Source organism: Mycoavidus sp. B2-EB (assembly GCF_014218255.1).
Classification (GTDB): Bacteria; Pseudomonadota; Gammaproteobacteria; order Burkholderiales; family Burkholderiaceae; genus Mycoavidus.
The window spans coordinates 1,074,517-1,100,788 of record NZ_AP021872.1; the positions used below are offsets into that span (position 1 = coordinate 1,074,517).

The 26,272-nt window shown below is 46.5% G+C and carries 17 protein-coding genes and 1 pseudogene; 8 read left to right on the forward strand and 10 right to left on the reverse strand.

Features of this window, described 5'->3' with window-relative positions; all coding sequences use genetic code 11:
• The first annotated feature begins 153 nt into the window (after positions 1 to 153).
• Entirely contained in the window at positions 154 to 1,419 is a 1,266-nt protein-coding gene (locus tag MPB2EB_RS04830) for a 2-hydroxycarboxylate transporter family protein (protein ID WP_185181242.1), read from the forward strand.
• Positions 1,420 to 1,779: 360 nt separating this feature from the next.
• Here MPB2EB_RS04830 and istA (MPB2EB_RS04835) read toward each other — a convergent pair whose 3' ends face one another.
• A complete protein-coding gene (istA, locus tag MPB2EB_RS04835) occupies positions 1,780 to 2,934 on the reverse strand; it encodes an IS21 family transposase (RefSeq protein WP_185181243.1) in 1,155 nt (384 codons plus the stop codon).
• Positions 2,935 to 3,509: 575 nt separating this feature from the next.
• Between istA (MPB2EB_RS04835) and MPB2EB_RS04840 the strand changes: the two genes are divergently transcribed.
• The 4 genes and pseudogenes from MPB2EB_RS04840 (at position 3,510) to MPB2EB_RS04855 (ending at position 6,859) form a co-directional block, all read left to right on the forward strand.
• Positions 3,510 to 4,553, forward strand: a complete 1,044-nt coding sequence (locus MPB2EB_RS04840; RefSeq protein ID WP_185181244.1) for an extracellular solute-binding protein — start codon at positions 3,510 to 3,512, stop codon at positions 4,551 to 4,553.
• A gap of 34 nt (positions 4,554 to 4,587) precedes the next feature.
• A pseudogene (locus MPB2EB_RS04845) lies at positions 4,588 to 4,773 on the forward strand (2-hydroxycarboxylate transporter family protein); the annotation flags it as partial.
• 87 nt (positions 4,774 to 4,860) lie between these two features.
• A complete protein-coding gene (locus MPB2EB_RS04850; RefSeq protein ID WP_185181245.1) occupies positions 4,861 to 5,979 on the forward strand; it encodes an aromatic ring-hydroxylating dioxygenase subunit alpha in 1,119 nt (372 codons plus the stop codon).
• Positions 5,980 to 5,992: 13 nt separating this feature from the next.
• Entirely contained in the window at positions 5,993 to 6,859 is an 867-nt protein-coding gene (locus MPB2EB_RS04855; protein ID WP_185181246.1) for a sulfurtransferase, read from the forward strand.
• A gap of 125 nt (positions 6,860 to 6,984) precedes the next feature.
• Here the strand turns inward: MPB2EB_RS04855 and MPB2EB_RS04860 are convergent, their stop codons facing one another.
• Entirely contained in the window at positions 6,985 to 7,782 is a 798-nt protein-coding gene (locus tag MPB2EB_RS04860; RefSeq protein ID WP_185181247.1) for a hypothetical protein, read from the reverse strand.
• 162 nt (positions 7,783 to 7,944) lie between these two features.
• Positions 7,945 to 8,466 carry a hypothetical protein gene (locus MPB2EB_RS04865; RefSeq protein ID WP_185181248.1) on the reverse strand — a complete coding sequence of 174 codons (522 nt, stop codon included), beginning with the start codon at positions 8,464 to 8,466 and terminating at the stop codon, positions 7,945 to 7,947.
• 131 nt (positions 8,467 to 8,597) lie between these two features.
• On the opposite strand from MPB2EB_RS04865, the gene istA (MPB2EB_RS04870) reads away from it, so the two are divergent.
• From istA (MPB2EB_RS04870) to MPB2EB_RS04880, 3 genes are all read left to right on the forward strand, one after another.
• Positions 8,598 to 9,632 (forward strand): IS21 family transposase, encoded by a 1,035-nt coding sequence (istA, locus tag MPB2EB_RS04870; protein ID WP_185181249.1) that lies wholly within the window; start codon positions 8,598 to 8,600, stop codon positions 9,630 to 9,632.
• Positions 9,632 to 10,432, forward strand: coding sequence for an IS21-like element helper ATPase IstB (gene istB, locus MPB2EB_RS04875; RefSeq protein WP_185181250.1), 801 nt, complete (start codon positions 9,632 to 9,634; stop codon positions 10,430 to 10,432). Before istA (MPB2EB_RS04870) ends, istB begins: the two co-directional genes overlap by 1 nt.
• A 229-nt stretch (positions 10,433 to 10,661) precedes the next feature.
• Positions 10,662 to 10,823: a hypothetical protein gene (locus MPB2EB_RS04880; RefSeq protein ID WP_185181251.1), complete on the forward strand. Its 162-nt coding sequence runs from the start codon at positions 10,662 to 10,664 to the stop codon at positions 10,821 to 10,823.
• A 305-nt stretch (positions 10,824 to 11,128) separates the two neighbouring features.
• On the opposite strand, the gene MPB2EB_RS04885 is transcribed toward MPB2EB_RS04880, so the two are convergent.
• The 7 genes from MPB2EB_RS04885 to MPB2EB_RS04915 all read right to left on the reverse strand — a co-directional run bounded on the left by MPB2EB_RS04885 (position 11,129) and on the right by MPB2EB_RS04915 (position 26,052).
• Positions 11,129 to 12,055: a PoNe immunity protein domain-containing protein gene (locus tag MPB2EB_RS04885; RefSeq protein ID WP_185181252.1), complete on the reverse strand. Its 927-nt coding sequence runs from the start codon at positions 12,053 to 12,055 to the stop codon at positions 11,129 to 11,131.
• Complete coding sequence (locus MPB2EB_RS04890; RefSeq protein WP_185181253.1) at positions 12,055 to 12,483, reverse strand: hypothetical protein; 429 nt, start codon at positions 12,481 to 12,483, stop codon at positions 12,055 to 12,057. Before MPB2EB_RS04890 ends, MPB2EB_RS04885 begins: the two co-directional genes overlap by 1 nt.
• A 20-nt stretch (positions 12,484 to 12,503) precedes the next feature.
• On the reverse strand, positions 12,504 to 13,082 hold the full coding sequence (locus MPB2EB_RS04895; protein ID WP_185181254.1) for a hypothetical protein: 579 nt from the start codon (positions 13,080 to 13,082) through the stop codon (positions 12,504 to 12,506).
• Positions 13,083 to 13,334: 252 nt separating this feature from the next.
• Entirely contained in the window at positions 13,335 to 13,766 is a 432-nt protein-coding gene (locus MPB2EB_RS04900) for a hypothetical protein (protein ID WP_185181255.1), read from the reverse strand.
• A complete protein-coding gene (locus MPB2EB_RS04905; protein WP_185181256.1) occupies positions 13,753 to 14,781 on the reverse strand; it encodes a hypothetical protein in 1,029 nt (342 codons plus the stop codon). The genes MPB2EB_RS04900 and MPB2EB_RS04905 overlap by 14 nt, the downstream gene beginning before the upstream one ends.
• A 61-nt stretch (positions 14,782 to 14,842) precedes the next feature.
• A complete protein-coding gene (locus MPB2EB_RS04910) occupies positions 14,843 to 15,775 on the reverse strand; it encodes a PoNi-like cognate immunity protein (RefSeq protein ID WP_185181257.1) in 933 nt (310 codons plus the stop codon).
• Positions 15,772 to 26,052 carry a hemagglutinin repeat-containing protein gene (locus tag MPB2EB_RS04915; protein WP_185181258.1) on the reverse strand — a complete coding sequence of 3,427 codons (10,281 nt, stop codon included), beginning with the start codon at positions 26,050 to 26,052 and terminating at the stop codon, positions 15,772 to 15,774. The genes MPB2EB_RS04910 and MPB2EB_RS04915 overlap by 4 nt, the downstream gene beginning before the upstream one ends.
• Between the last annotated feature and the right edge of the window lie 220 nt (positions 26,053 to 26,272).

Sequence of the window (26,272 nt, forward strand, 5' to 3'; positions counted from 1 at the left end):
GATGATCTCTTTAATCTAAGTTATACACCACCGAGCGGAGCAATCGAAGCTCTAGGATTCTATACTACAATTTCAGTCCCTACTCCGAATAGATCTCGACAGGCACCTTCCTTATTTCATCCCATTCGCTCAGAAAACCAGTGGCGACAGTGGATGAACAAAGGCATCGGCATCATTCCATTGCCTATTTTCTGCATACTTTCTACTAGCCTCATCCTCCTTCTCAGCATAAATGAGTTCTCCAGCGAGGTCTCTCTGATCTTCGCAGCGCTTGCTGTACTGGGTTTTAGTTGTGCTGAACTAGGCGCGCGCCTACCCGGCTTACGGCACATCGGCGGGACTGTTATCTTAACTATTTTGCTGCCGTCTTTTTTGGTGCACCATGCACTTCTGCCCAGTAAATTAGTGCAGTCGATTAACAACTTTTGGCATACGACAAATATCCTCTACCTGTTTACTGCTGCCGTGATTGTCGGCGGTATTCTCAGTATGGACCGGCGGCTTCTGATTAAAGGCTTTGCGAAGCTCTTTATTCCTCTGACGGTAGGTTCGATTGCCGCAGTTATCGTGGGCACCCTGACTGGCGTAGCATTTGGATTTAGCGCACACCATGCTCTTTTTTATCTGGTAATTCCCATTATGGCTGGCGGTCTTGGTGAGGGGGGAATTCCTTTGACCTTGGGTTACGCTACCATTTTAAATGTACCGCAACCCCAGCTCTTTGCTCAAATTGTTCCGCCTGTCGTACTGGGCAATTTAACCGCTATCGTATGCGCATCGATCCTTCATCAATTTGGTAAACGCTATCCTCGTTATAGCGGAAATGGCGAGTTACTGCGCACCTCGGCCGCCGAGTCGCCGCCGGAAGAGAGCCATGCGCTTTCTTTTACGATTGAAACCTTAGCGGCAGCTGGCATGATTGCAGTCAGTCTATATTTAGTCGGTGTTGTAATTTATCATTGCACCGGTTTGCCTGCGCCATTGGGTATGCTATTGCTCACTGTAATCATCAAGTTAACACGCATTATCCCGCCTAAATTTGAGCATGGCGCTTATGCTATGTATCGTTTTTTTGCTATCACTGCGGCCTATCCCATGTTGTTTGGAATTGGTTTGATTCTGACACCTTGGGAGGCATTTTTAGCCGCGTTAACACCGGGCCATGTTGTCACGATCCTAGCTACCGTAGCGACCTTAACTACGGTTGGTTTTTTCGTTGGGCGCTGGACGGGTTTGCATCCCATTGAAAGCGCGATTGTGAATGCTTGCCACAGCGGTATGGGCAGTGTGGGGGATTTGGCGATTCTCACTTCAGCGCATCGTATGCAATTAATGCCATTTGCACAGCTCGCAACCCGCATTGGCGGAGCCTTAACGGTCATGGTTACGCTTCTGATTTTTAGTCAAGTACCGGGCTAATGAACAAATCAAATTTAGCTAGGTAGCAGGAGTCCATTCGCAAAGAGAAAGTACCGTTGGTTGCGATTCGCGTGGTTGATCATGCTGTCTGGCTGATGTATTAGCAACAGGATAGGCAGTGGTGTGGGTGGTTTGCGGGAAGCGATTGTGGGTTTACGTGCTTCTGGCCCTAGTACAAAACTACGTTTAGGCTCGGTCGCAAAATATAACGGAAGAATACACGCCATTTGCTGGTAGATACGGAGGGTTTTCCGCATGCAAGAGCCGTAACCAACTCTGAGCGTAAACTCAATATCAGCCTAGGGTCCAATAGATGTTGTACGATCTGATGTGTGGCCTCTCCGATCGATTGGCCCCAATTCAATAATTGTCTGGGCGACCATTGCCTGTGAGCTTGGTGTGATTTGGGCATGTGTTCGGCCAAGGTCGTGTGCAGGGTATTCGGCAGCTTGCTACGTTGAGGTAAGAGGCCACCCTCTTGCCTTGATGGAAGCATTCAATGGTGTCCGCTGTGATACGCACTTCGACCTCACGGCCCACCCATTGGTGAGGCACGCTGTAATAATGATGATCGACTTCAATATGGTAATCAATCGACACACTCGCTTTTTTCCAGTGCGCGAGTTCAAATGGCTGTAACGGCAGCGGCCGCAGTACCGGATGGTCGATTGCCTCGAACGCTTGGATGCGATTGCCAGGCAATTTCTTGAAGGGCCGAGCGTTGAGGTCTATCAGCAGAGTTGCGATAGCGTGGTTTAATTCGGACAGGCTGAAGAAACGCCGGTGACGCAAGCGGGCGAGAATCCAGCGTTCAGCGATTTGCACGCCAACTTCCACTTTACCTTTGTCCTGCGGCTTATAAGGCCGTGCAGGCAGTACTGCGCAGCCGTAATGGGCAGCAAACTCAGCATACAGATGCTCCACCTGAGGCTCATACCAATCAGGGTGAGCAATCAAAGCTCGAGCATTATCGCAAACGATCAGCTCAGGGCAGCCTCCGATATAGGTAAGTGCCTGGATGTGTGCGTTAATCCAGTCCGCTGCAGTTTGACTTCCCGTGGCCACTGCAAATGTATAGTTAGAGGCGCCGAGTACCGCTACAAACAGTTGTGCTTGACTGATTTCACCTGTATGCGGGTTAGACACTGCAATCGTCTGGCCCGCGTAATCGACAAATAGTTTCTCGCCAGCTCGATGAACCTGGCGCATCGAGCGCTTGAGTGTCTTGGCCCAAGCACGGTAATGTACGCACAAGCTTGTGTAACTGGAGGGCCGGCCATCCGGCGGCATGAACCGCGACACGCGCACCACTGGTGTTTCGGATTTGGGCTTCAATCTGGATGACAGCGCTGTTTCGTCTAGCGCTTGCGCCTCTTCCCAGCCTAAACCCGCTTGGCTAGCAAGCTTAATGAACTTGGCAACAACTCCTTTAGAGAGCGACAGGGCCCGGGCAATCGCCTCTAGCGACAAGCGGCACTCATATCGCAGCCTTAATACTTCTTTAACTTTGCGCATGGTAATTTGTCGACTTGGCATCGCATACCTAAAAAGCGCACACGATACCGGGTTGTTCAAATTACCCACGCTTGCCTACAGCCCTATCAAATCGCCGATCATTTCTATCTTTCCAATTTCAAAAATCTTATCTAAAATCGGTCACGAAAATTCTGTAATCAGCGGTCACGATAAATCTGAAATGACCGGTCACGCTTCTGAAATAGATGGTCACGAGCCTATGTACCCATTCAAGCACGCTTATCCAGAATTAGCCCACATTTAATTGAATGTGGCAGAAGATCTTTACACCAATCCTTAACGAGTTTTTGGGCGCATTACTTGGCCACAATTAATGCCTGGTGTGATATATTGGAATTTATTACATCATTGGATAATTTTATTATTACTTATTTTGTTTCTGGGCCGGGGTCAACAACTCTATCTATTTATATTTTGGAACTATCAGGCGTGGGGTTTCACCTAAAATCAATGCAATTTCAACCTTAATTTTAGGGATGTCGGTATTATTTGTTACATTAGCTTACTTTATCGGCCAGCAAAAACAGAAGTGATATTTTCCTGGGAGAGTTTTGATGAAATTATTAAAATGGTCAGTTGTTAGCACACTACTCTGTCTATATCAAATTACAAATGCAGCAGGCAAGTTTCATCTTGCTTGTCCGCAGAATTATTACCCTTCTGAGCTATTACAAAAATTCGAACAAGAGACAGGAATAAAAGCAACTCTCAATCCTTATGACAGCGATGATACGTTGGCTGCTAAAATGAATGCAGGAGGACAAATATACGATGTAATCATCACTAATGAAATTTATATACCGATGCTCATCAAAAATCGGGTAATTAGAAAATTGGACCGGAAGAAATTATCAAATTTTAAAAATATCCGATCTGAATACCTCTCTCCAGCATTTGACCCAGAACGGGAGTACACCGCACCGTATACTGCGATTCTAACTAGCTTCGCCTATGACTCAGCTCATATTCCTGGCGGTAAACTAAAAGAAAGTTGGGGATCTTTCTTTAAGCCAGATGAAAAACTGCGTGGCAAGATTGCTAACTTGGATGAACAAAATGATCTGTTTATTGCTGCCGCTTGGTACCTTGGCCTAGATGAATGCTCAGAGAATCCAAAAGATGCCGAGAAGGTGCTCGAATTATTACAAGAACAAAAGCCATATGTTCTGACCTATAGCAATGATGGAACAACTGCTCGTATGGTAAATCAAGAAATTTTCATGCAACAAATATGGAATGGTGTTGCTGTACGAGTAAAATCCAAGCTAGCAACGGCTGTCTTTGTGTATCCTGAGGAAGGAGCGATCCTTATGCAAGATATTTTTGCGATACCCAATAAAGCTAAGAATGTTGATGAAGCACATCGATTTATTGATTGGATGCTGCGACCGGAGAACATTGCTTACGTCTCTAATAAATATAAATACAGCAATGCAATTATAGGTTCTGATAAATTTACAGATCTTGATTTAATTAACGATCCTGCATTTAATACTCCAGAGAAATTTCGCAGCCGAATTAAACCCATGAAAATCTGTTCACCTAAAGCATTGGCTCTGCGCAATAAAGTTTGGGTTAAATTAAAAATTAATAGATAAATTTTTCTTATACTATACATTTACCCCATATAGTTTGCATCCCATTGAAAGCGCGATTGTGAATGCTTGCCACAGCGGCATGGGCAGTGTGGGGGATTTGGCGATTCTCACTTCAGCGCATCGTATGCAATTAATGCCATTTGCACAGCTCGCAACCCGCATTGGTGGAGCCTTAACGGTCATGGTAGCGCTTCTGATTTTTAGTCAAATGCCGGGCTAACGAACATATCAAAATTATTCCGAATTGCGAGGGCGCTGTTCGCTTAAGAGAGCGGTATAATTGCCGACTTTTTTGATCGAAAAGTAGATGTCTAATCTGAGCAGCGCCCTGCCCAAGTTATCCTGCGAGCAACTCCCGGTTAGTGCTTATTTTGATGAGGCACTTTACGAGCGCGAACTTGCAACGCTTTTTCAGCGCGGGCCTCGCTATGTTGGCCATGAATTAATGGTGCCTGAGGCGGGCGCTTATTTTACGTTACCCAGTGAACGTAATGCGCGCGTGTTGGTGCGCCAAAGAAGTGGCGCAATTGAGCTTTTATCGAATGTGTGCCGTCACCGCCAGGCCATTTTGTTAGAGGGCCAAGGGCAAACTGAAAATATCGTCTGCCCGTTGCATCGCTGGACCTACGCCTTAAATGGGGAGTTACTGGGCGCACCGCATTTTCCTGATCGTCCCTGCTTAAACCTGGAGCGCACGACCCTGCATAACTGGCGCGGATTGTTATTCGATACGCATGGGCGCAACCCAGTGCATGATTTGACAATGCTTTCTAACCCTCATCTGGATTTCTCGGGTTATGTATTTAACCATGTTGAAGTTCACGAATGTACTTATAACTGGAAAACCTTCGTCGAAGTTTATTTAGAAGATTATCATGTTGCGCCGTTTCATCCTGGACTGAGTCACTTTGTATCTTGCGACCAATTAGAATGGCAATTTGGTGATTGGTACAGCTTGCAAACAGTGGGCGTGCGCCAAGCGCTTAGCCAAGCTGGCAGCCCAGCCTACCGAAAATGGCAAGATGCGCTTTTGCGTTTTAACCAAAACAAGTTACCGCAGCATGGCGCAATTTGGATGATGTACTATCCCAATCTGATGATTGAATGGTATCCGCATGTGCTGGTGGTCTCAACCTTAATACCGCGTGGCCCTCGGCATACAACAAACATCGTCGAATTTTATTACCCGGAAGAGATTGCACTTTTTGAGCCTGAATTAGTTGAGGCTGAACGTGCAGCGTATATGGAAACCGTAGCGGAAGATGATGAAATTGCCAGGCGTATGGATGCTGGGCGTGCCGCTCTTATGGAGCGTGGCATTTCTGAGGTTGGGCCTTATCAAAGCCCGCTAGAAGATGGAATGCAGCATTTTCATCAGTTTTTATGGCGCCAATTAGGTAATATAGAGAACAGTTTAGCTGCCTAATGAGACCTTTAATATGTCGACTTCTCGCTATACGACATTCATCAGCGCGGCCCAGCTTGCAGCGCTGATAGCAAGCAAACCCGAGAACATCATTATTTTTGATTGTAGTTTCGATCTCACTGATGAAAATTCGGGCAAGCATGCTTACGATGCTGAGCATTTACCTGGCGCGCATTATCTCCATCTTGGCGCGACCCTTTCCGGTCCTCGCACAGGACACAATGGACGCCACCCATTGCCTGAGCGCACCACACTAGCGCGAGCGCTGGCATCTTATGGCCTGCAAAATCAACATCAAGTGATTGCATATGACGCCCAAGGCGGGATTTTCGCAGCGCGGTTATGGTGGTTATTACGGTGGTTGGGCCATGCGGCAGTAGCTTTACTTGACGGGGGGTTACACGCCTGGCGCAAAGTTGGGTTGCCGCTTTCTGATACATTGCCTGGCCTGCGTGCAGGAGATTTTAAACCTGCTGTGCCGCTGGCGCAGACAGTCGATGTAGACACCGTGATGCGCAATCTGGAGACACATGAATACACGCTCATCGATGCACGTTCTGCTGGACGTTATCGGGGGGAAAACGAGACGCTAGATGCCGTTGGTGGACATATTCCAGGAGCGCTTAATCGGTTTTTTCAAGATAATCTGACTGTCGATGGTCATTTTAAATCAGCACCTGTTTTACGTGATGAATTTAATACGCTATTAGGCGACAAACCTGCGCATGAGGTTATCTTACAGTGTGGATCTGGGGTTTCTGCTTGCTTGCATGCGCTGGCGATGGAAATCGCAAGTTTGCCTGGAGCAATGCTTTATCCTGGATCGTGGAGTGAATGGTGCAGTGATCCTGAGCGACCTGTAGCGACGGGCTCATCGTAATGCCACTTAACCCGTGTCCTGAATCAAAAGACTCGAGGCGGCTATAAAGTGTAGTAGTTCAAACCAGATCTGATCGTATAGCAAGAGTCATCCAAAGCGAAATTCACCTTGCTCTACGGCCTAGTTCATTCTTTATAGTTATAGTGCGCTGGCACTTTATAATCTTCCGGGAAAGAGGGCCATTTGAAGTATTCATCTGACCATGCATTCTCTAGAGCGGTTCCAATGGCATTAGAAAAATTATATAACTGAAAATTAATTAGCCTAATTCTCTGAAGGATGGCTCGAACTGCACGCCAATCTTTTTGTACCGATGCTTCTTCATATCCGTCAAAAGCTATCTGCAAAGCTAGCAGCCTCTCATTGAATGATTTATTGAAGTCATCTTTTAAATTAATTCCCCATATCAAACGCCCCGTTCTTTTATCCACACGCTCTAATTCTTCATCTGTTACGCTATGAGATTTGGCAAAATCCATCAAGATTATTTGAATTTTATTCAAATCCACCAATTCTTTTTTATCAATTTTATTTATTTTTATATTTAAATATTTACTTGGAATAGTGTATTCCCTTCCAAATGAAGGCCAATTAAAATACTTACTATTAAGAGCTCTGGTTAGATCAGTTGAAATTGCGTGAAATGGACTACTCGCTATCAGTTTAATTCTTATAGATGCATCCATAAGACCTGCCTGAGTTGCCAACATATCTTTTTGAGATAATGCGTTGCTATATAACTCGATAGCACTCTCCATTTTTTCCAAATCTCTCTTAAAAGATTTGTTATAGTCAGCTCTCCAGTCTACGTACCACATTAAATATCCAGTTTTTTTATGCGAAGCCTTCAGGTCAGAATATTTAAAGCCATGAGACTGGAAAAACTCCATTAAACGCTCTTTAAATTTATTAAAATCTAACATTGCTTTTACCCTATTTACTTAACTTTCTACCCTCGGCTTTTTTTGTTTTTTTTCGATTAATTGTTCCATCAAGGTTTAAGACATGCCTGGACACTCTTTGTTCAGTATACACTTCCAAATGATTTTTATGGGAATTATCTAAGTGCATTAAATCACCATCTTTTATTTTATCTCCAATTTCCTCAGTGACTCATATACTCTGGATCCCTGATGAATTTCATTAGTACGCTTAGTTACACGCTTTACTTCCGCTCCAAACTCTGTTGTATTAAAAAAATCCTCTATATTATGAACAGAGCCAGCATTCGGCACATAATCCTTGTCTCTATTGGCCTTCTTCCCCTTACTAAAAATAACCGTATCAAATATATCCAACCCCTCGTGCCTCGGCAGCACCGTCATATTACCTGTTGATTGAACCTCTCTCGGATTCACCAAAGGCTGAACGATATGCTCACCCGATTGATTCGGCATACCTTCAAGCAGCACTTCTTCATCTTGATGCCACTCTCTACCTGGAATTTGGCGCGACTGCGGTGGCTCCATCGGCGTGATCATCGGCCGCGGGGGCCGTAGTATTAACTGATCCTCATCCCCATCCTCTCCATCTTGCCCCGCATTATTGGCTCGATATTTTTGATACGCTTCATTAGCATTCCATGCCACTAAGCCCGCAGTCACCACGCTTAATACAGCAACCCCGGGTGGGGTAAACGCTAACGGTGCAGCCAGCTGTCACCAGCACAATTAAACTGACCCACCTGAGCAATTAGCAATTGACCCACCTCCCGTAAATTTCGTCCCTTTGTCGGGATATGTTAAGCGTAGAGGAACAAGTGGAAATTAAAGTATTAGCCCGTCAAGGCATCAGTATTCGAGAGATATCTCGACAGTTACAGGTATCGCGTAACACGGTGCGCCGCTACCTGCGAGAAGTGGATGCAGCGCAACGCAAACCTTGTCAAGCCCGTGTACATAAGCTTGATCCGTATAAACGCTATCTCGAAGAGCGCTTGCGTGCGGCGCATCCCTGCCGATTGCCTGCAACCGTGTTGTGCCAAGAGGTCAAGCTATTGGGCTACGCAGGCGGACTCTCACGCGTATGCCAGTTTGTCCGTAGTTTGCAGGTGGTACGGCCTGAAGAGCGATTAGTACGGTTTGAGACGTTAGCTGGTGAGCAGATGCAGTGTGATTGGATCGTATTTCGCCGCGGCAAATATCCGCTGTCTGCTTTTGTGATGACACTAGGTTGGTCACGGGCTAGCTTCGTCGAATTTGTTAACAACGAGAAATTAGACACGCTGTTGGCTTGCCATGAGCACGCTTTTGAATACTTTGGCGGTGTGACGCGAGAAGTGCTCTATGACAATATGAAGACGGTTGTACTAGCACGGGATGCGTATGGCCCAGGTGCTCACCGTTTTCAGCCTACCTTCCTCGATTTTGCCAAACACTATGGTTTTGTCCCCAAACTATGTCGACCTTACCGAGCTAAAACCAAAGGTAAAGTCGAACGTTTCAATGGTTATTTGAGGCGCAGCTTTTATAACCCGTTAGCTTCCAGGTTGGTGCAGAATCAGCTTCATCTAGATGTCGACACGGCGAATGCAGCAGTACGCACGTGGCTGAGTGAAGTGGCCAATGTCCGCGTGCACGGCACTACGCAAGAGGGGGTGCAAACGCGCTTGAGTCAGGAGAAAGCCGCCTTACAATCCTTGCCACCTCCTTATCTAGGACACACCAAGAGCGCTCCGCCTGTGGTATTGCCGCCTAATTGGATGCAGTTTAGCCAACAGCCGATGCAGCATAAGCTGGCTATCTATGAACAACTGTTCACAGGAGCCTATTAATGGCGTTACAACATCAACGGATTGAGCAATGGTGTGAGCAACTTAAGCTCGACACCATGGCTCAGGCGTACCCACAACTGGCCGCTCAAGCCGTTTCCAATCAATTGAGCTTTGCCGATTTCTTCGAAGCATTATTGAAATCCGAAGCCGCCACGCGCCAAACTCGTTCACGGCAAATCCTGTCTCAGATGGCTGGATTCCCAGCCATTAAAACACTGGAGCAGTTTGACTTTACGGCGGTGCATGGCGTGCATAAAAAAGCCCTACAAGAACTCGCTGCGCTCACTTGGATTGAGCGCGCTGAGAACTTGGTGTTGCTTGGCCCCTCAGGGGTCGGTAAAACACATTTGGCTATTAGCTTGGGCTACTTGGCTACTCAAGCTGGGATAAAAACACGTTTCATCTGCGCGGCAGATTTGATCCTCGCCATGGCTGCTGCACAGCGGCAGGATCGGTTAACGCAGTTCATCCAGCGCAATGTCAACGCCCCTCGACTGCTTATCATTGATGAAATTGGTTATCTCCCCATGGAGCGGGATCAGGCTAATCTCTTCTTCCAGGTCATCGCCAAGCGTTATGAAAAATCAGCCTTGCTCATGACCAGCAACTTGCCATTTGGCCAATGGGATCAGGCCTTTGCAAACGATACTACCTTGACTGCTGCCATGTTGGATCGTTTACTTCACCATGCCCATGTCGTTCAACTTAAAGGAGAAAGCTTCAGACTTAAAGATAAACGCAAAGCTGGAATTATTCAGCCTCGTCAGACCCTAGAAGAAAATCGGGTGGGTCAATTTTAAGTTGCTGGCCAGTAGCTTAAGTGGGTCAGTTTCAGGTTGCTGTTGACACCACTTTTCGTGCCTATTTTTGAGTACGTACTCGAGACTACTTATATGATCAAAAGATTCAGTAATAGAAATCATCATTATTCCCCTGTCAGAGGTCCATGGCGATAGCGCCCTCCCTTAGTACTACAATTGTAGATAAATTATAATGAGATCTTATTAGATAAGATAAATATAAAGCGGAATGCGAATTTTATCGATTAGCTATGATGAGGTATGCAAAGGAGTGTGCTCAGTGATGTTGCGCAGTGAAATGCGCGCGGCAGTCAAAGACTATATAAATGGTCTGCTGCCGGGAGTGGAGCGCAAGAATGGCTGCAACTGGCAGAAGAATCTGGACACGTGAGTCCTTACGGGCTTTGATTACATGGTTATTACAAGAAATACGGCGATTGATGCAACACACTACTTTGCGCCGCTCTCCACCAACTCGCGCTTTTCTCATACACTGGTCTATCTGGCGCAGAATGCATCAAGCAGCCTCCAAAATTTCCCATTACCTATCTAGAAAATCACCTTATCTACAACTGTAGTACTAAGCCATCACAAATCATTTTGTCCCCAACAATTTCGAGTTATTATAAGGAATCAAGTTGGTATTTTTATCTAAAATGCCGACGGTCATTGCACCATAATTTCAGCTCAAGAATGTCACTCACTTTTTAGGTAAGCTTTTGCTTTATTGAGAATTCCAGACCAAAAATGATGGGGATTCTTTTCTGATGTTTCGTTGGCCTGTTCTTCCTTAACTGCTAGATCATTCTCTACTCGTTCAGGGTGAGTAGAAGGGCCATTGGGCCGTAGTAAATCACCCGGATAATTGGGATGGCCTAAGCATAAAGAATCATCTAAACCAAAAGCTTTCACCGCAGCAACAGCTTCGATGCACCAATAGCCGAAATAGGCTCCATCTATTTCATGGTATGTAATCCAATAAGGGCGGGCATACAAAATCTCTAGTTCAGACAGCTTTTTCTTTGGTAGCTTGATCAATTCCTTGTACCAGTTGTCAACAAAGTTTTTTAACTTTATTGCCTGCTCTTCTTGAGGCGCATTGATTGCATCAAGCAAACGCCTGTAGGTCCTCGGATAGCACAGCTTATTTCCAATTTTACGGGATGGGTCTCGGCTGGCGATAATGCGATCTAACATCTCATCCTCCCCTTCATTGCCAATCAAAACAATCAGTCTTCTCCATTGTTCATCTGGAATGTTAAGGGCCAGCGCCAGACCTACTAGCCAAAAACAATCAATATAATGATCAAGGTTCACTGCCCATGCGTGGCGAGTGTATTGTGTTTTCTCATCCCATACATCTTGGCCTAATCGCTCAGATTCCTCCCAAGCATCGAGCATTGGCGGGAAATATTGCATTAATTCATGAATTGCATCACCTCGAGAGTAACGGCGATACATAGAACTCCAGTATTCTTGAACTAATTTGAAAATAAATTGTGGTCGATAGTCTGGATTACCAGAAGGGGATTTAAGATCCTCGGTATAAGTGTTGATCGTGTTTTCATCAAATTTAATCCACTTATCAAACCATTCTTTATTTTTTAAGCTATCACGAACCATTATTTATTGCCCAGAAGTTTAGAGGTATTAAAAGGAATCCGTTTGGCATTCTTATCCAAGAGACTAACGGACACTCTACCATGGCGGCTCGTATGGACGAGCCATTTTTCAACGCGCCCTTGCTCCCAAGCTCTTGTAATAATTACACCTTCTTCTCGTCCAGCAAATGCCAGAATTCGGTCACGTCCAGTGATTTTCCCAATCAACCAACTATCACTCATTTGTGGTCCATCAGCGGTTTTTTTGCTTAATCTAGATTTATCATATTTATATTCCACTATGACATAGTCGATACCATTCTTATTGACCTTATATAAAGCATCAATGCCTTTTTCACTCGCACCCACTCGTGCAATGGGTTGTGCATCGGGCAGTAAATTCTGAATAAATTTGCCACCGAAGTGCTCGCCTACCATGCTTTTTTCCATGTTGGCTAATTGCTTAAAGTCTAGCAATGGCTTGCCGTTATGACCGAAATTCCCCCCATCGTCACCCAGTCAACATGCAGAAACTCTTTTGCCGCTTCCTTACCTAAACGAACTCCAACTTTACCCAGCGATGCAGTGAGCTGAGCCGCACCTACTGTTCCCATTGCGATTGAGCCTATTTGCCAGATTAAATTGCCTAAATCACGGCCAAGCTGTAATGCATTTTGGTCGCCGCCTTCTCTTAAGGCAACCTGCATCCGGTTGATTTTGGCATTGAACTCAGCAGCAATCTCTTCTCCTATTTGATCGCGTACTTCTTTGTTAACCAGAGACGCCAATCCTTCTAGACTCTTGGGAAGATCTTTAAAAAATTCGGCCAATCCTTTTAAATCATGCCAACCCGCCTCAGCCAAACCACTGATCAGACCCGACATTGTCAATACATCTTGCTTCGCCGAAACACCGGTCCATTTAATCATTGTCCCTGCGTTGCAGACGATATCGTCTTCACAGGCATCTAATTCTTTTTGGGCTAGCACGAGTTGTTCTGTAGCCAGCCAATTATTATCGATAGCCGCTGCGGCACTGTGTGTAGCCACGGTCGCATCGGCCCCAGTCAGTGCCGCTACACCCGCAACCAGTGTGGTCGCAAGATTGTGTTTGGCTTCCTGTTCGGAGCGCGTTTCATCTGGATGGGTTGGACTAAAGGCATGCGTTAAAATGCTTGATACCGCGCCACCTAATGAAATATATTCATATGCTTTTTCTTCAGAAGGAATATCAATATATTTTCCGGGATTCAGTGTCGAAATTTTTAAATTTATTTTGTATGGCTTATCAAGAATTTATATTTATTTAAAGCACGCAGTAAAAATTGGTGGCCCTGCATAAAGGGTATGTAAGACCTCTCCTGTTCTTAATATTGCGAAATTAATAGGGATTGAGAAAATTAAGCAATCGTTAAGACTCATCTCAAACTCATTAGCATCTTGAAATTTTTCGATAGCATATTTATTAGATGGAAACTTAATGGCTTTAATATTACTACAATCAGCTAAAATGCTGAGAGTTGTTGCTGCAAAAAAGGAATCACATCCCAATTTTCTCATCGCTTCTTCAAAGTGAGTTGAGTCTTCGTCAAAAATCGCTTTATCATCTATATAAAAAATTTCCCATCCGAGTCTACGAATTTCTGCGTCATCAAATTGCTGCTCGGAAGACAGTAGTAAGTTAAGTTGATGCCCTATATCAGCCTTTATCTTTACTAATTCATGGACGGCCATAACGTATCTCCCTTATAGTCCTACTAGATGATTGAAACTCAATAGTTGGTCTCCCATCACGGCTTGGACGAACAATAACAGTTGTTCCATCAGGTAAATGTCCAACCCGCCCTTGGCCATAATTTGTATCAATAGAACGGATGTCATTCAAACCAAGTGCATCGAAATCTGCATCTGCTGTAGTCTTGGTTCCATCTGGAATACTTTCCACCTTTGTTCCTCTCGATGTAGTATTTTCCAAAATAGTGCGATTACCACCAAATATTTTACTGACTAACTGCTCATCAGTTTTCTCTTCTTTAACCCCTTCACTAAAAATCATATTTCCTAGTTTCTCTGGAGCTTCAGCAATTGGCTGGATCAGAGGCGCTACCGTATATTCTCCAGATTTATTTGGATACACCAAAGGCTGAACGAGATGCTCACCCGATTGATTCGGCATGCCTTCAAGCAGCACTTCTTCATCCTGATGCCACGCTCTGCCCGGAATTTGGTGCGACTGCGGTGGCTCCATCGGCGTGAATATCGTCGGCGGGGGCGGTAGTATTAACTGTTCCTCATCCTCTTCATTGACTCGATTTTTTTGATACGCTTTATAAGCATTCCATGCCGCTAAGCCCGCAGCTACCACGCTTAATACAACAACCCCAGGTGGGGTGGCCGCTAATGGTGCGGCCAGCACCACGGCAGCATTATTTTCTGTCTCAATCTGCGCCGCATTCTGCGCGGAGGCCGCATCCGCTCCTCCGACACGGGCCACCCCCGCTACTAGGCTGGTGACGATATTTTTGCGCGTTTCTTTCTCCTCTTCAGACGAACCCTCTACAGGACCTAACAAATGATTCACCCATACACTGGCACTGCCCCCCAAGGCCGCTGAACTACCTGATTGTCCCCGTGCGACTGCGCCACCATAAGCCAATACCCCATGCAACGCAGAACGCGCCGTTTCATCATTCAGGCATATCTGCAATATGCTTGATTCTATGAGTCCCGAAGTAAGATTGTGGTGCAATGTTTCGCCTGCACTTTCCGCGGTTTTTAATTATATTTATTGAAATTCATAAAAATATTAATCAAAGCTTAGGCTTTATTATATTAAAAAGCCTCGACCAAAAATGATGGGAATTCTTTTCTGATGTTTCGTTGGCCTGTTCTTCCTTAACTGCTAGATCATTCTCTACTCGTTCAGGGTGAGTAGAAGGGCCATTGGGTCGCAATAAATCGCCGGGATAATTGGGATGGCCTAAGCATAAAGAATCATCTAAGCCAAAAGCTTTGACGGCGGCTATAGCTTCGATACACCAATAACCGAAATACCACCCTTGTTCAATCGTATTAAGATGAAAATTGTACCAATATGGACGTTTAGAAAATAAAGCCTCTATTTTGGGGGGCTGTTCTTTTTTAGGCTGCCGAATTAATTCAGCATACCATTTTTCAACAAAAATTTTGAGCTTCTTTGCCTGCTGATCCTTAGGTGCGTTAATTGCGTCAAGCAAGCGCTGATAGGGTTTTGCATGGCATAGCTTATTCCCAATCTTACGCGAGGGCTCTCGGCTAGCAATGATACGATCTAACAATTCATCTTCCCCTTCATTACCAATCAGTACAAGTAACCGTTGCCATTGATCATTGGGGATTTCAAGGGCCAGAGCCAGACCTACCAGCCAAAAACAATTAATGTATTGATCAAAATTGACCTCCCATGCATTACGTGTGTATTGCGTTTGCTTGTCCCAAATATCTTTCCCCAACCTTTCAGACTCTTCCCAAGCATCAAGCATGGGTGGAAAGTATTGAGCTAGTTCATGAATAGCATCCCCTCGAGAATAACAGCTAAGCATTAGATACCAATATATTTTAACTAATTCAAAGATATATTGCGGCTTATATGTAGGATCATTAAAATGAGTTTTGAGACCCTTAATATATTCACCAATCGCATATTCGTCAAATTTGATCCACTTATCAAACCATTCTTTGTCTTTTAAGCTATCACGAATCATTTTGCCCCCAACAGTTTCGAGGTATTATAAGGGATCCGTTTGGCATTCTTATCTAAGAGACTAACGGACACTTTACCATGACGGCTCGTATGGACGAGCCATTTTTCAACACGCCCCTCTTTCCACGCTTTTGTAATATTTAAAGCTTCTTTTTGACCGGCAAATTTTAAAATTCGGTCATTCCCGGTCTTCTTCCCAATCAACCAGCTATCGCTCATTTGTGGCCCGTCAGCGGTTTTTTTGCTTAATCTAGATTTATCATATTTATATTCCACTATGACATAGTCGATGTCATTCTTATTGACCTTATACAAGGCATCAATGCCTTTTTCACTCGCACCCACTCGTGCAATGGGTTGTGCATCGGGCAGTAAATTCTGAATAAATTTGCCACCAAAGTGCTCGCCCACCATGCTTTTTTCCATGTTGGCTAATTGCTTAAAGTCTAGCAATGGCTTGCCGTTATGACCGAAATTCCCCCCCATCGTCACCCAGTCAACATGCAAAAACTCTTTTGCCGTTTCCTTACCTAAACGAACTCCAATTTTACCCAGCGATGCAGTGAGCTGAGCCGCACCTACTGTTCCCATTGCGATTGAGCCTATCTGCCAGATTAAATTGCCTAAATCCCGGCCAAGCTGTAATGCATTTTGGTCGCCGCCTTCTCTTAAGGCAACCTGCATCCGGTTGATTTTGGCATTGAACTCAGCAGCAATCTCTTCTCCTATTTGATCGCGTACTTCTTGGTTAACCAGAGAAGCTAATCCTTCTAGACTCTTGGGAAGATCTTTAAAAAATTCGGCCAATCCTTTTAAATCATGCCAGCCCGCCTCAGCCAAACCACTGATCAGACCCGACATTGTCAATGCATCTTGCTTCGCCGAAACACCGGTCCATTTAATCATTGTCCCTGCGTTGCAGACGATATCGTCTTCACAGGCATCTAATTCTTTTTGGGCTAGCACGAGTTGTTCTGTAGCCAGCCAATTATTATCGATAGCCGCTGCGGCACTGTGTGTAGCCACAGTCGCATCGGCCCCAGTCAGTGCCGCTACACCCGCAACCAGTGTGGTCGCAAGATTGTGTTTGGCTTCCTGTTCAGTACGCGTTTCATCTGGACGGGTCGGACTAAAGGCATGCGTTAAAATGCTCGATACCGCGCCACCTAATGCCCCCGCGCCGAGGCTTTGATTCGAGGCGGCTGCGCCACCTAACCCAACCAGTGCGTGCAACACTGCATGCGCTGCGCTGCCTTCGTTTACTGCGCCAGATTTCACCAACTCGCCAACGTAGCCTGCCCCGTGCTGTTGGAGCAAATTCACAACACCGCTTTGCACAAACTGTTCGGTCGCCCCTGTTACATTACCGGAGGCGGCTGCGGTTAACGCTGTCAATATCCGCCGGCTTAAGCCACCAGGTCCCCATTGCTGATTCAGCGCTTGCGCCTGGGCGCGCAATTCAACTGCCATGTTTTGTAATGCCTCTTGCTGCTCCACAGGCATTGGCTCATTACCCGCCATCTCGATACGCTTAGCTTGCTCGAGCTTTTGATCTACTTCCCGGGCTCGATTGACGATAAAAGTATTGGCTTCCCGACCTAATGCATGGACAATATCAAAGCCGGCTTCAATCTCCGCTTGATTAAAAATCGGCGCTAACGCTTGATGACTCTGTGCCGGATGACGGTTTAGGTCTGCAATCGTCTCGGCCGCGCTATGTCCCGTCAGCTCGATTTGCCGCGCCTCATCCGTAATCACCATCTCCGCACCGCTGATCGCACTGCGGGTAGTGGATCTTGCCTGGCCTGAAGCACTCATCACAATCGGTAGCGCAGCACTCACTCCACCCCGGCTTGCCAGTTGATTGCCGCTATGCGCCGGCGTTATGGCTTTTCCTGATGGGTCTGAGCCCACTCCTTTGCCACTTTGACTATACCCACCGCCTAAGCTGATACTGCTTGCAGAATAGCTCGCCTGATTCGTCAGATCCGTGTTGTGCAGAGTTGCTGTTATCAGTTTATTTTTGCCTTTCTGCACCGCCTGCTCAGAACCTGCCATCACGCCACCAACCAGCTTCGTATCTCCTTTAACGCTGATCTGAAAGCCATCCTCTCCAGCCTGAATCCCCGCTTGTTCTGCCACACTCAGATAATCACTGTCCATCCTGCGTTGTGAGACGTTCAGACTCGCTGCCGAGACAGAGCCGGCGGTCGCACTGCCACAGATACTTTGAGCATGGCTTTGGTACCTCGCCGTGTTTTGCACACTGTCTATGTCAAGGTCACCCTCAATCTGGGCTTTAACCTGCTTGCCCACCATCTGAGCGCCTTTGAGGCGCACATCGCTTTTTGCTTTGAGCTCTAGCGTGCCACCCGCCTGAATCAGAGTCGGCGTATAGTTAATTTGCGCTCCTTTTGTACGGCCATGCCCTACACTGAGTGCAACCGATGCGCCCACTGAGCTTTGACTGCCCAGGGTTGCCACGGCCCCCACTGCAGAACTCTGGCTGTGCTGCTGACTTTGCTCAATCAGGCTATTGGGCGCAGCTTCCACCTTCAGACGACCTTCTACGTTGAGCGCTATATTCTGTTTGGCTTCGATGCGAGCACCCATCAGATCCAGTGTGGACTCTTCTCCTAAGCCACCGATCTGGATCGAGATATTCCCTCCGGCTGCCAGGGTGCTGTTGAGCGCCGTCCGGCTGAGCTGTATCTGCTCGCTTTCAGAATGCTCTTCGCCCAGCATTACGCTCACGGTGGCGCCACCGGCTGCTTTCGGATCTGCTTTGATCGCATCGTAGGCGTTTTTCGCCGCCAGGGCGCCTGCACCCGCCGCTAACGCGTGCATCCGCGCATCGCTGACCTGGGTGCTGGCTTGCAGCATCTGACGATTCGTTTGGGCCGCGGCAATCACCGGCGCACTGACCGATACCGTCAGACCCGATTGATGCCATTCACTGCGCTGCCAGACTCGGCTTTGCTCATAGGCCGCTTCAATCTTGCCTTGACCGGCTCGAATCTCTATATCGCCGGTGGGCACCACCCATTGACTGCCGCTTTGCTCGTAGTCTCGGCCGGCAATCGCTCTGACAGGACCTGATACGCTGCCTATGACTGAGCCAATCTGAGGGGTGTGCTCCTTTTCTTGAGCGTCTTTTTGGGTTCGCGTGCCGATCGTCACGCCGAATTTCCCGCTCTCTAATAAGCCGGAGCGTTCTTGAACGGAATAGCGCTGAGTGCGCTCAGCCTGTTCGACCGCTTTTTGCTGGAGGTCATTTCCCGCATAAAGATCCACATCATGCATCCCCGCCACGTTTGAACCGAGGATATTCAGGTCATGTCCGGCTTCTATCTGTACTGTGCCTCCAGATAAGGTGCTGCTTAACGCTTGTTTTCTATACAGCGCGTTGCGCGTTAATTCGCTTGAGGAACCGAAGAAGTGACTCGATTCATGATAATGAGACTCCTTAAAATCCGTCTCTTCATACGCGGCTTCCAAATGAATATCTCGGCGGGCTTTCACCGCGAGTTTCTCTGCCGCTTTGACATACGCGCCGGTTGCAGTTACATCGCGCCCAGCCTTCAGCTCAAGCGCGCCGGCCTGAATCTGGGTGCCGACTTCGGTATGCTGGCTTAAGCTGAGGGCATTCCGCTCATCCCAGACGATCTTCTGTTGCAAGCCGGTGGTGGCGGCCCCTAAGATCAGATCTTGTTTCGCGTCTAACCTTGCCGTGTGTTCCACTTCAATTTGGGTGGCGGCAAGATGGAGATCGGATCCTGCTGTTGCTTCTAATTCTTCGGCCTGGATCTGGGTGAGGCCCACTAGATGGGTTCGGCTGCCGCTGGCGGCATGAGTGGTCTGTGTCTGGCTTTGCAATTGTAGATTTTGGCCGGCCTGTACGGTGAGTTTTTTAACGGCAATCAGCTTGCCGGCACGGCTATCGATGTCGTCGCGGGTTTGGATAGAGAGCGTGCCCCGGCTGGCCAGCGTGCCGCGCGCGTTATCGATCTGGCTTGCGCGAATACGTGTTGTGCTGCGACTGAGCACGGTTCCGGTGTTTTTAAAGGGGCGGTCGCTCTCTAACTCGATCGTATCGGCTGAAATCAGTGCATTGCTTCGTGGGATGGCCGGTGCATCGCTTGGGGCCAGATACACTTTAGGCACCAGGACCGTCTGTTCTGAGCCATCGGGTAATTGAACACGTTGATTCACCAGCCAGACGGGGCTGGTGGTTAACGCATTGATTTGCTCAGGTGTCGGTTCAATGCCGAGCATCAAATTAAAACGTTGGGCCCAGTCTGCCCCGGCGTGCATCAAGTCCCGAATCTCAGCGATGGGATTGTGATAGCTGGATAAATAATAATGGCCCGTCAGACCGATAATCTGATCCCGGATCAGTTGCTGTTCATAGAATCCATCGCCCAGGCGCTTAGGGATGTGCTGAGGGTCCAGATTCAGTAAGCGCAGCAATACATCGCTCGATACCCTGTCGCTGTGGCGGGTAAAGCGGGGGTCGATCTGGATCAGATAGGGTTGATTGGGATCGGTGTTCAGGTGCAATAAGCCGCTATTTAATAAAGTATTACGGCTTAAAGCCGAAGAACTCGGCACTAAGGCGGTAGAGGGCGCAGAATGCTCTACTGCCGTATGCGGTTGAGAGACGGCGACCGTCAGCGTGTGATGCTCGACCATTGGTGCCGGATGGTAGGGCGCGTGCCCACCCCACTCCCGTTGAAAATAGCGCTTGAACCCGCCTCGCCACTTTCTATCTGAGTATTGCAAGGTTCCCTGATCAGTCGTGACGCGTTGACCGATGGCATCCCGGTTTTCAATTTGGGCAGGCCTGCCTTCAAGGTCGCTGAGCGCCCCTCCAGCGATAATCATGCTTTTATCGTTCATCACCTGGTCTGACAGAGAGATCGCGCCACCTGCATGAATCTTGCCAGGTTCGCTGTGCGTCACCCTGGTTGTGGTCACTCGGCGCGTAAAGACATAGTTGATAAAACGAAATATTTCATGACCGGAGCTGTGCACACGGTAGAGGCCCCCTACGTCGCCGTGCCAGGCGATTTGGGAGCCATCAAAGCGTTGGTTTGTCTGGTCATCGTGACATTCGTGTATGCCCCGCTCCTCAATCAGCCTTTCTTCGATTTCGAATCTTGCATTTTGATTGAGCAGTTTGTTGGCATGGATGGTCAGATCGCCTGACGCATCAATCAACGCGCCATGATTGAGGACCTGCTCACTGAGACCCTGTATCTTGAGTTGAGCATCCAGTACGCCACCCATCGTCAGGGGGCCACCGCTATACAACGTGCCGTGGTCAAGATTTGTAATTTCCTTGAACCCCATCTCAAGCTTATTTTGCGCGAAAATCACGCCACTTTGGTTGACCAGAAACCCGTTAAGTCGGTCATGTGCACCCATTGAGACCGTTTTGCCCCAAACTAAACCTTGGCGTTCGTTTCTAAAATTGAGTCCTCTTTCACTTTTGATCAATACCTGGTCTTTGCTATGCAAAGTACCTGAATTGCCAAAATCAGTCGCTGAAATATGCAGGCTCTTATCACTTTGCAAAAGCCCTTTATTTGAATTTATAACGGACTGGGCTGCTAACGACAGCGTGTCACGTGCAGATACCGTGCCGCCCTGATTGATAAGGTTTGTTTTGGCATTCAGATTCAGATCTTTCGCTAGGATTCGACCTGTATTTGAATTGAGAAAACTCTCAACTTCAATGGTGAGCCCGCCTTGTACATGGAGCGAGCCTTCCTGTGTGGTGAGATTTTGTACATCAAGGGCCGTCGTGCTCGCTTGAATTACTCCATCATTTTTAAGCCAGCCTTCTTTAACTTTGAGCTTAAGGTAAGCACCTTCTATTGAAGACTCAGATTCATTTTCAAGCTCTTTCACCTCAAGCAGAATATCTCCGTTGCTGTGTAAATTCGCTCTCTTAAAATTTACAAAACGCTCAGCCATAAGCGTGAATACATCACGTGCAGAAATCGTACTATTCGAGTTAGCGAAAATTTTTGTATTTAGGTTGATGTGCTGCCCTAAAATCTGGGTTTGATGTGCGTTGTAGATACTCTGTGCTTGTATGGTAATTTTTCCTTGTACGCGGATCAGAGTTTTTTGTACTTTTTCAACCTCATCCCAAGTATTGACTACTTCTTTAGCACGTACTTCCAGTATGCCTATGTAGGGCGTATTGCGGGACAGACTGTCTATGTGGTGTGAAGTTTCTTTCTTGAATTTCTCCTCTTCACCAACCGTTATCAATCCTCCAGCATTGTATAACTTGTCCGTCTTTATCTCGATTTTCCGTCTGGCCGATAAAGTACTCAATCTATTGTTTAAGCGAGGTGCCTTTATTTCGAGTATCTGATCCGAAATAATGCTTCCACCTATATCATTTATGAGCCTAAGAGGCTGAATAATCACTGGGCCTTTACCAAAAATTATCCCCGCTCCTTCGATTGCCTCAGGATTAGAATTGATTATTATTTTATGGGTAATAATCTGGGTCTTTCCTGTACCTGCATTAAGTAGCCAGCCGGAGAGATTATCAATCGCCTCAGCTTGAACATCCAATACGCTTTGATCACCCTTCGCTTCTATGCGTCCCCGTCGATTGTTAATTACTTTACTTCCCAGAATAAATGCTGAGCCTGCCTTAATTTGCCCATCTTCATTATGCAATTGCCCCACCTGAATCAATAGTTTTTCTTTTGACTCTATCGTAGAGGAACTCACATTCGCAAGCTGCAGCATGGAACTCTTTATTTGGTGTTGTGCATCGAAAGTATCCCCTATACTCAGGCCACCATCGCTATGCAGTAACCCATGCTCCTGGTTGTATAATGTCCGTGCTCCGATCGTAAGATGGTGCCGCGCTATGATCACTCCAGCTTGCTGTTCGTCGGTGTCATGTGCACCATCATTAATCACGTTCTGTGCGCTGATAGTGATCGTGCTGCCTTGAATGACCCCACTGTTTTTGAGTTGATTCTGTAAGGTTAGCGTCAAGAATCTGCCATCAATCAAAGCACGCGCTCGATTTTCAAGCTCTTTCACCTTAAACAGAATGTCTCCCTTGCTGTGTAAATTCCCTCCCTCAGAATTTATGAAATGCTCAGCCACGAGCGTGAATGCATCACTTGCAGAAATCGTACTATCTGAATTGGAGAAAAGCTTTTCTGTGTTTAGGTTGATGTGCTGCCCTAAAATCTGGGTTTGATGTGCGTTGTAGATACTCTGTGCTTGTATGGTAATTTTTCCTTGTACGCGGATCAGAGTTTTTTGTACTTTTTCAACCTCATCCCAAGTATTGACTACTTCCTTAGCCCGCACTTCCAGTATGCCTACGTAGGGTGCATTGCGGGACAGACTGTCTATGTGGTGTGAAGTTTCTTTCTTGAATTTCTCCTCTTCACCAACCGTTATCAATCCTCCAGCATTGTATAACTTGTCCGTCTTTATCTCGATTTTCCGGCTGGCCGATAAAGTACTCAATTTATTGTCTAAGCGGAGCGTCTTTATTTTGAGGATCTGATCCGAAATAATGGCTCCACCTACATTATTGACCAGCTTAGGGGACTGAATAGTCACTGGGCCTTTACCAAAAATTATCCCCGCTCCTTCGAGTGCCGCAAGATTAAAATTGCCTAGCGCTTGCTGAGCAATAATCCGGGTCTTTCCTGTCCCCGTATTAAGCAACCAGCCAGAAATATTATTAATCGCATCGGCTTGAATATCCAATACGCTTTGATCGCTCTTCGCTTCTATGCGTCCCTGTCGATTGTTAACGACCTGACTTCTCAGAATCAGTTCTGAGCCAGCCTTAATGTGCCCATCTTTATTCTCCAACTGACTTGCCTGAATCGATAGTTTTTCTTTTGACTCTATCGTAGAGGAACTCGAATTCACAAGCCGCTGCATTGAGCTCTTTACTTGGTGTTGTGCATCAAGCGTATCTCCTATACTCAGGTCACCATCGCTGCGCAGTAACCCATGCTCTTGGTTGTGTAATGCCTGCGCTCCGATCGTAAGATGGTGCCGCGCGATGATCGCTCCAGCTGGCTGTCGATCTGTCCTGTTTTCGCCATCATTCATCAGGTTTTGTGCATCGATAATGATTGTGCCACCTTGAATAACTCCGCTGTTTTTGAGCTGATTCTGTAAGAGTAGCGTCAAGAATCTGCCATCAATCAAAGCACGCGTTCGATTTTCTAGCTCTTTCACCTCAAGCAGAATACCTCCCTTGCTGTGTAAACTCCCTCCATGAGTATTGATAAAATGCTCAGCTATGAGCGTAAATTCATCACGTGCAGAAATCGCACTATTCGAGTTGGAGAAAAGTTTGACTGCACTTAGGTTGACGCGTTGTCCTAAAATCTGGGTTTGATACGTGTTGTAGATAGCCTGTGCTTTTATTGTGATTCTGCCTTGTACGCGAATCAAGGTGTTTTGTACTTTTTTACCTTTATGCCAAGTGTTGATCACTTTTTGGGCGCGCACTTTAAGCACGCCTACGTGTGCAATATAAGGAGAGAGGTCTTTTACACCCAGCGAGGTTTCCGTCTTAAGTTTCTCGTCATCACCAACGGCTATCAATCCTCCGGCACTGGTTAATTGATTCGTGTTAATCTCAATTCTCCGGCTTGCCGATAAAGTACTTAGCCTATGAGCCAAGAGAGGCGCTTTTATTTTGAGTATCTGATCCGAAATAATGGCTCCGCCTGCGTCATTTAGCAGTTCAGGGGACTGAATAGTCACTGGACCTTTACCAAAGATTATCCCAGCTCCTTCGATTGCCTCAGGATTAGAATTACCTAGCGCTTGCTGAGCAATAATCTGGGTCTTTCCTGTACCCACATTAAGCAACCATCCAGAAATATTATCAATCGTCTTGGCTCGAACATCCAATACGCTTTGATCTCCCTTCGCTTCTATGCGTCCCTGCCGATTGGTAAATATCTGACTTCTCAGAATAAGTTCTGAGCCGGCCTTAATTTGCCCATCTTCATTATCCAAAAAGCCCGCTTGAATCGATAGCTTCTTGCTTGACGCTATCGTAGAAGAATTCGAATTAACGAGCGCTTGCATTGCTCCATCCACTTTGTACGGAGTATCTGGAATGTCTCCTATCGTTAACTCGTCATCGCTATACACTAACCCCTGCTCTTGGTTGTGCAATGTCTGCGCTTGAATTGTAAGTTGACGCTCCGCGATGATCTTTCCGGCTTGATGCTCATCTGTACTACCCGTCCCATCATTAACCATGTGTTGCACATCGATGGTAAGGTTGCTGCCCTGAAGCACGCCGTGATTTTTCAGCGAATCTGCTTTGAGTTTAAGATGAACACTTTTTATTGAAGATTTTGCCTGATTCTCAAATTCCTTAGCCTCAAGCGTAACGTCGCCCTGGGTTTTTATGTTATCTTGATTCACTAAACGCTGAGTCGTCGAAATCCATAAATGCCGACCTGCATTCAATTGATTCTTATGTGTATAGTCTTCTTCCAGCTTTGCAGTAAGATCCCGTGCTGCAATCACCGCTCCTGTGCCAGTTAAGCTGCTGGTTTTCAGGGTGACATTCCCGTTTGATTGAATCTGGGAGCTGGCGTTATCCAGCCTATCTGTTTGTATATTGAGTTCCTCCTTAGCCTGCAATTTAGCAGTACTCGTGAACTGCACCCGACGCTGTAAATTCGACTGAGCTTCTGCGCTGATTATCGGTACTTCCTGCTGGGCCATACTCATCGGCAGCCCTATCTCCACGTAATTGACTTCTTGCGTCGTGCTGATATTGATTTTATTTGCGCACATCTCACCTTCTATTCTGATCGAATACGCAATCAGATCAATCTGCTCATACTGTTTGAGTGTCGTCCTGCTTTGAATCGTCATTTCACCTGCTTTCAGGCGAAATGTCTGAACCTCGCCATCATCATTTAAAACAGCTTCACCTGTCGTCAATACAATACGGCTGCTGTTCAGAAAATGATAGCCGCAGCACTCCATCCCATTGGCATTAGAAAAAATTAATTGGGCCGGCTCCCCGGCAATCTTTATAACGCTATTCAGACCGCGTGGGACAAAATTAAAATGGGGGAGCTCGGGATACGCACTTGTTGCGTTAGACCGAGTACTATTCGCCGTCGGTGCATCCGCTTCTGGATTAGAAGGGGGGGTTATTTGCTCTGGCCTATCTGGTGTAATCGAATGAGTCCGAATGTATTGAGTGTATATACCATGAATAGGTCTTAACATCATTCACCCCGTTTAATCATATGTAATGCGCTCAGTCTAAATGATGATTCTCAAAACACCAAATAAACTTGCGCAATTATTTATTTTATGCAAATAATCTTTTTAAGAAATTTTTATTGATTTGCATCATTTCTGGCAGGAACTCCGTGCACAAAAGCTAAGCAGACTCGACCACAGCCCCCCATTTGAAGCGCCTAACGCATTCTGTTATCCTCATGGCTTA

Bases quoted from the DNA above. Each gene is read 5' to 3' on its own strand.
- MPB2EB_RS04855 (WP_185181246.1), top strand. From the start codon at position 5,993: ATGTCGACTTCTCGCTATACGACATTCATCAGCGCGGCCCAGCTTGCA.
- MPB2EB_RS04890 (WP_185181253.1), bottom strand. From the start codon at position 12,483: ATGGAAAAAAGCATGGTAGGCGAGCACTTCGGTGGCAAATTTATTCAG.
- MPB2EB_RS04885 (WP_185181252.1), bottom strand. From the start codon at position 12,055: ATGGTTCGTGATAGCTTAAAAAATAAAGAATGGTTTGATAAGTGGATT.
- MPB2EB_RS04910 (WP_185181257.1), bottom strand. From the start codon at position 15,775: ATGATTCGTGATAGCTTAAAAGACAAAGAATGGTTTGATAAGTGGATC.
- istA (WP_185181243.1), bottom strand. From the start codon at position 2,934: ATGCGCAAAGTTAAAGAAGTATTAAGGCTGCGATATGAGTGCCGCTTG.
- istB (WP_185181250.1), top strand. From the start codon at position 9,632: ATGGCGTTACAACATCAACGGATTGAGCAATGGTGTGAGCAACTTAAG.
- MPB2EB_RS04830 (WP_185181242.1), top strand. From the start codon at position 154: ATGAACAAAGGCATCGGCATCATTCCATTGCCTATTTTCTGCATACTT.
- MPB2EB_RS04840 (WP_185181244.1), top strand. From the start codon at position 3,510: ATGAAATTATTAAAATGGTCAGTTGTTAGCACACTACTCTGTCTATAT.
- MPB2EB_RS04880 (WP_185181251.1), top strand. From the start codon at position 10,662: ATGCGAATTTTATCGATTAGCTATGATGAGGTATGCAAAGGAGTGTGC.
- MPB2EB_RS04900 (WP_185181255.1), bottom strand. From the start codon at position 13,766: ATGGCCGTCCATGAATTAGTAAAGATAAAGGCTGATATAGGGCATCAA.
- MPB2EB_RS04850 (WP_185181245.1), top strand. From the start codon at position 4,861: ATGTCTAATCTGAGCAGCGCCCTGCCCAAGTTATCCTGCGAGCAACTC.
- MPB2EB_RS04915 (WP_185181258.1), bottom strand. From the start codon at position 26,052: ATGATGTTAAGACCTATTCATGGTATATACACTCAATACATTCGGACT.
- istA (WP_185181249.1), top strand. From the start codon at position 8,598: ATGTTAAGCGTAGAGGAACAAGTGGAAATTAAAGTATTAGCCCGTCAA.
- MPB2EB_RS04860 (WP_185181247.1), bottom strand. From the start codon at position 7,782: ATGTTAGATTTTAATAAATTTAAAGAGCGTTTAATGGAGTTTTTCCAG.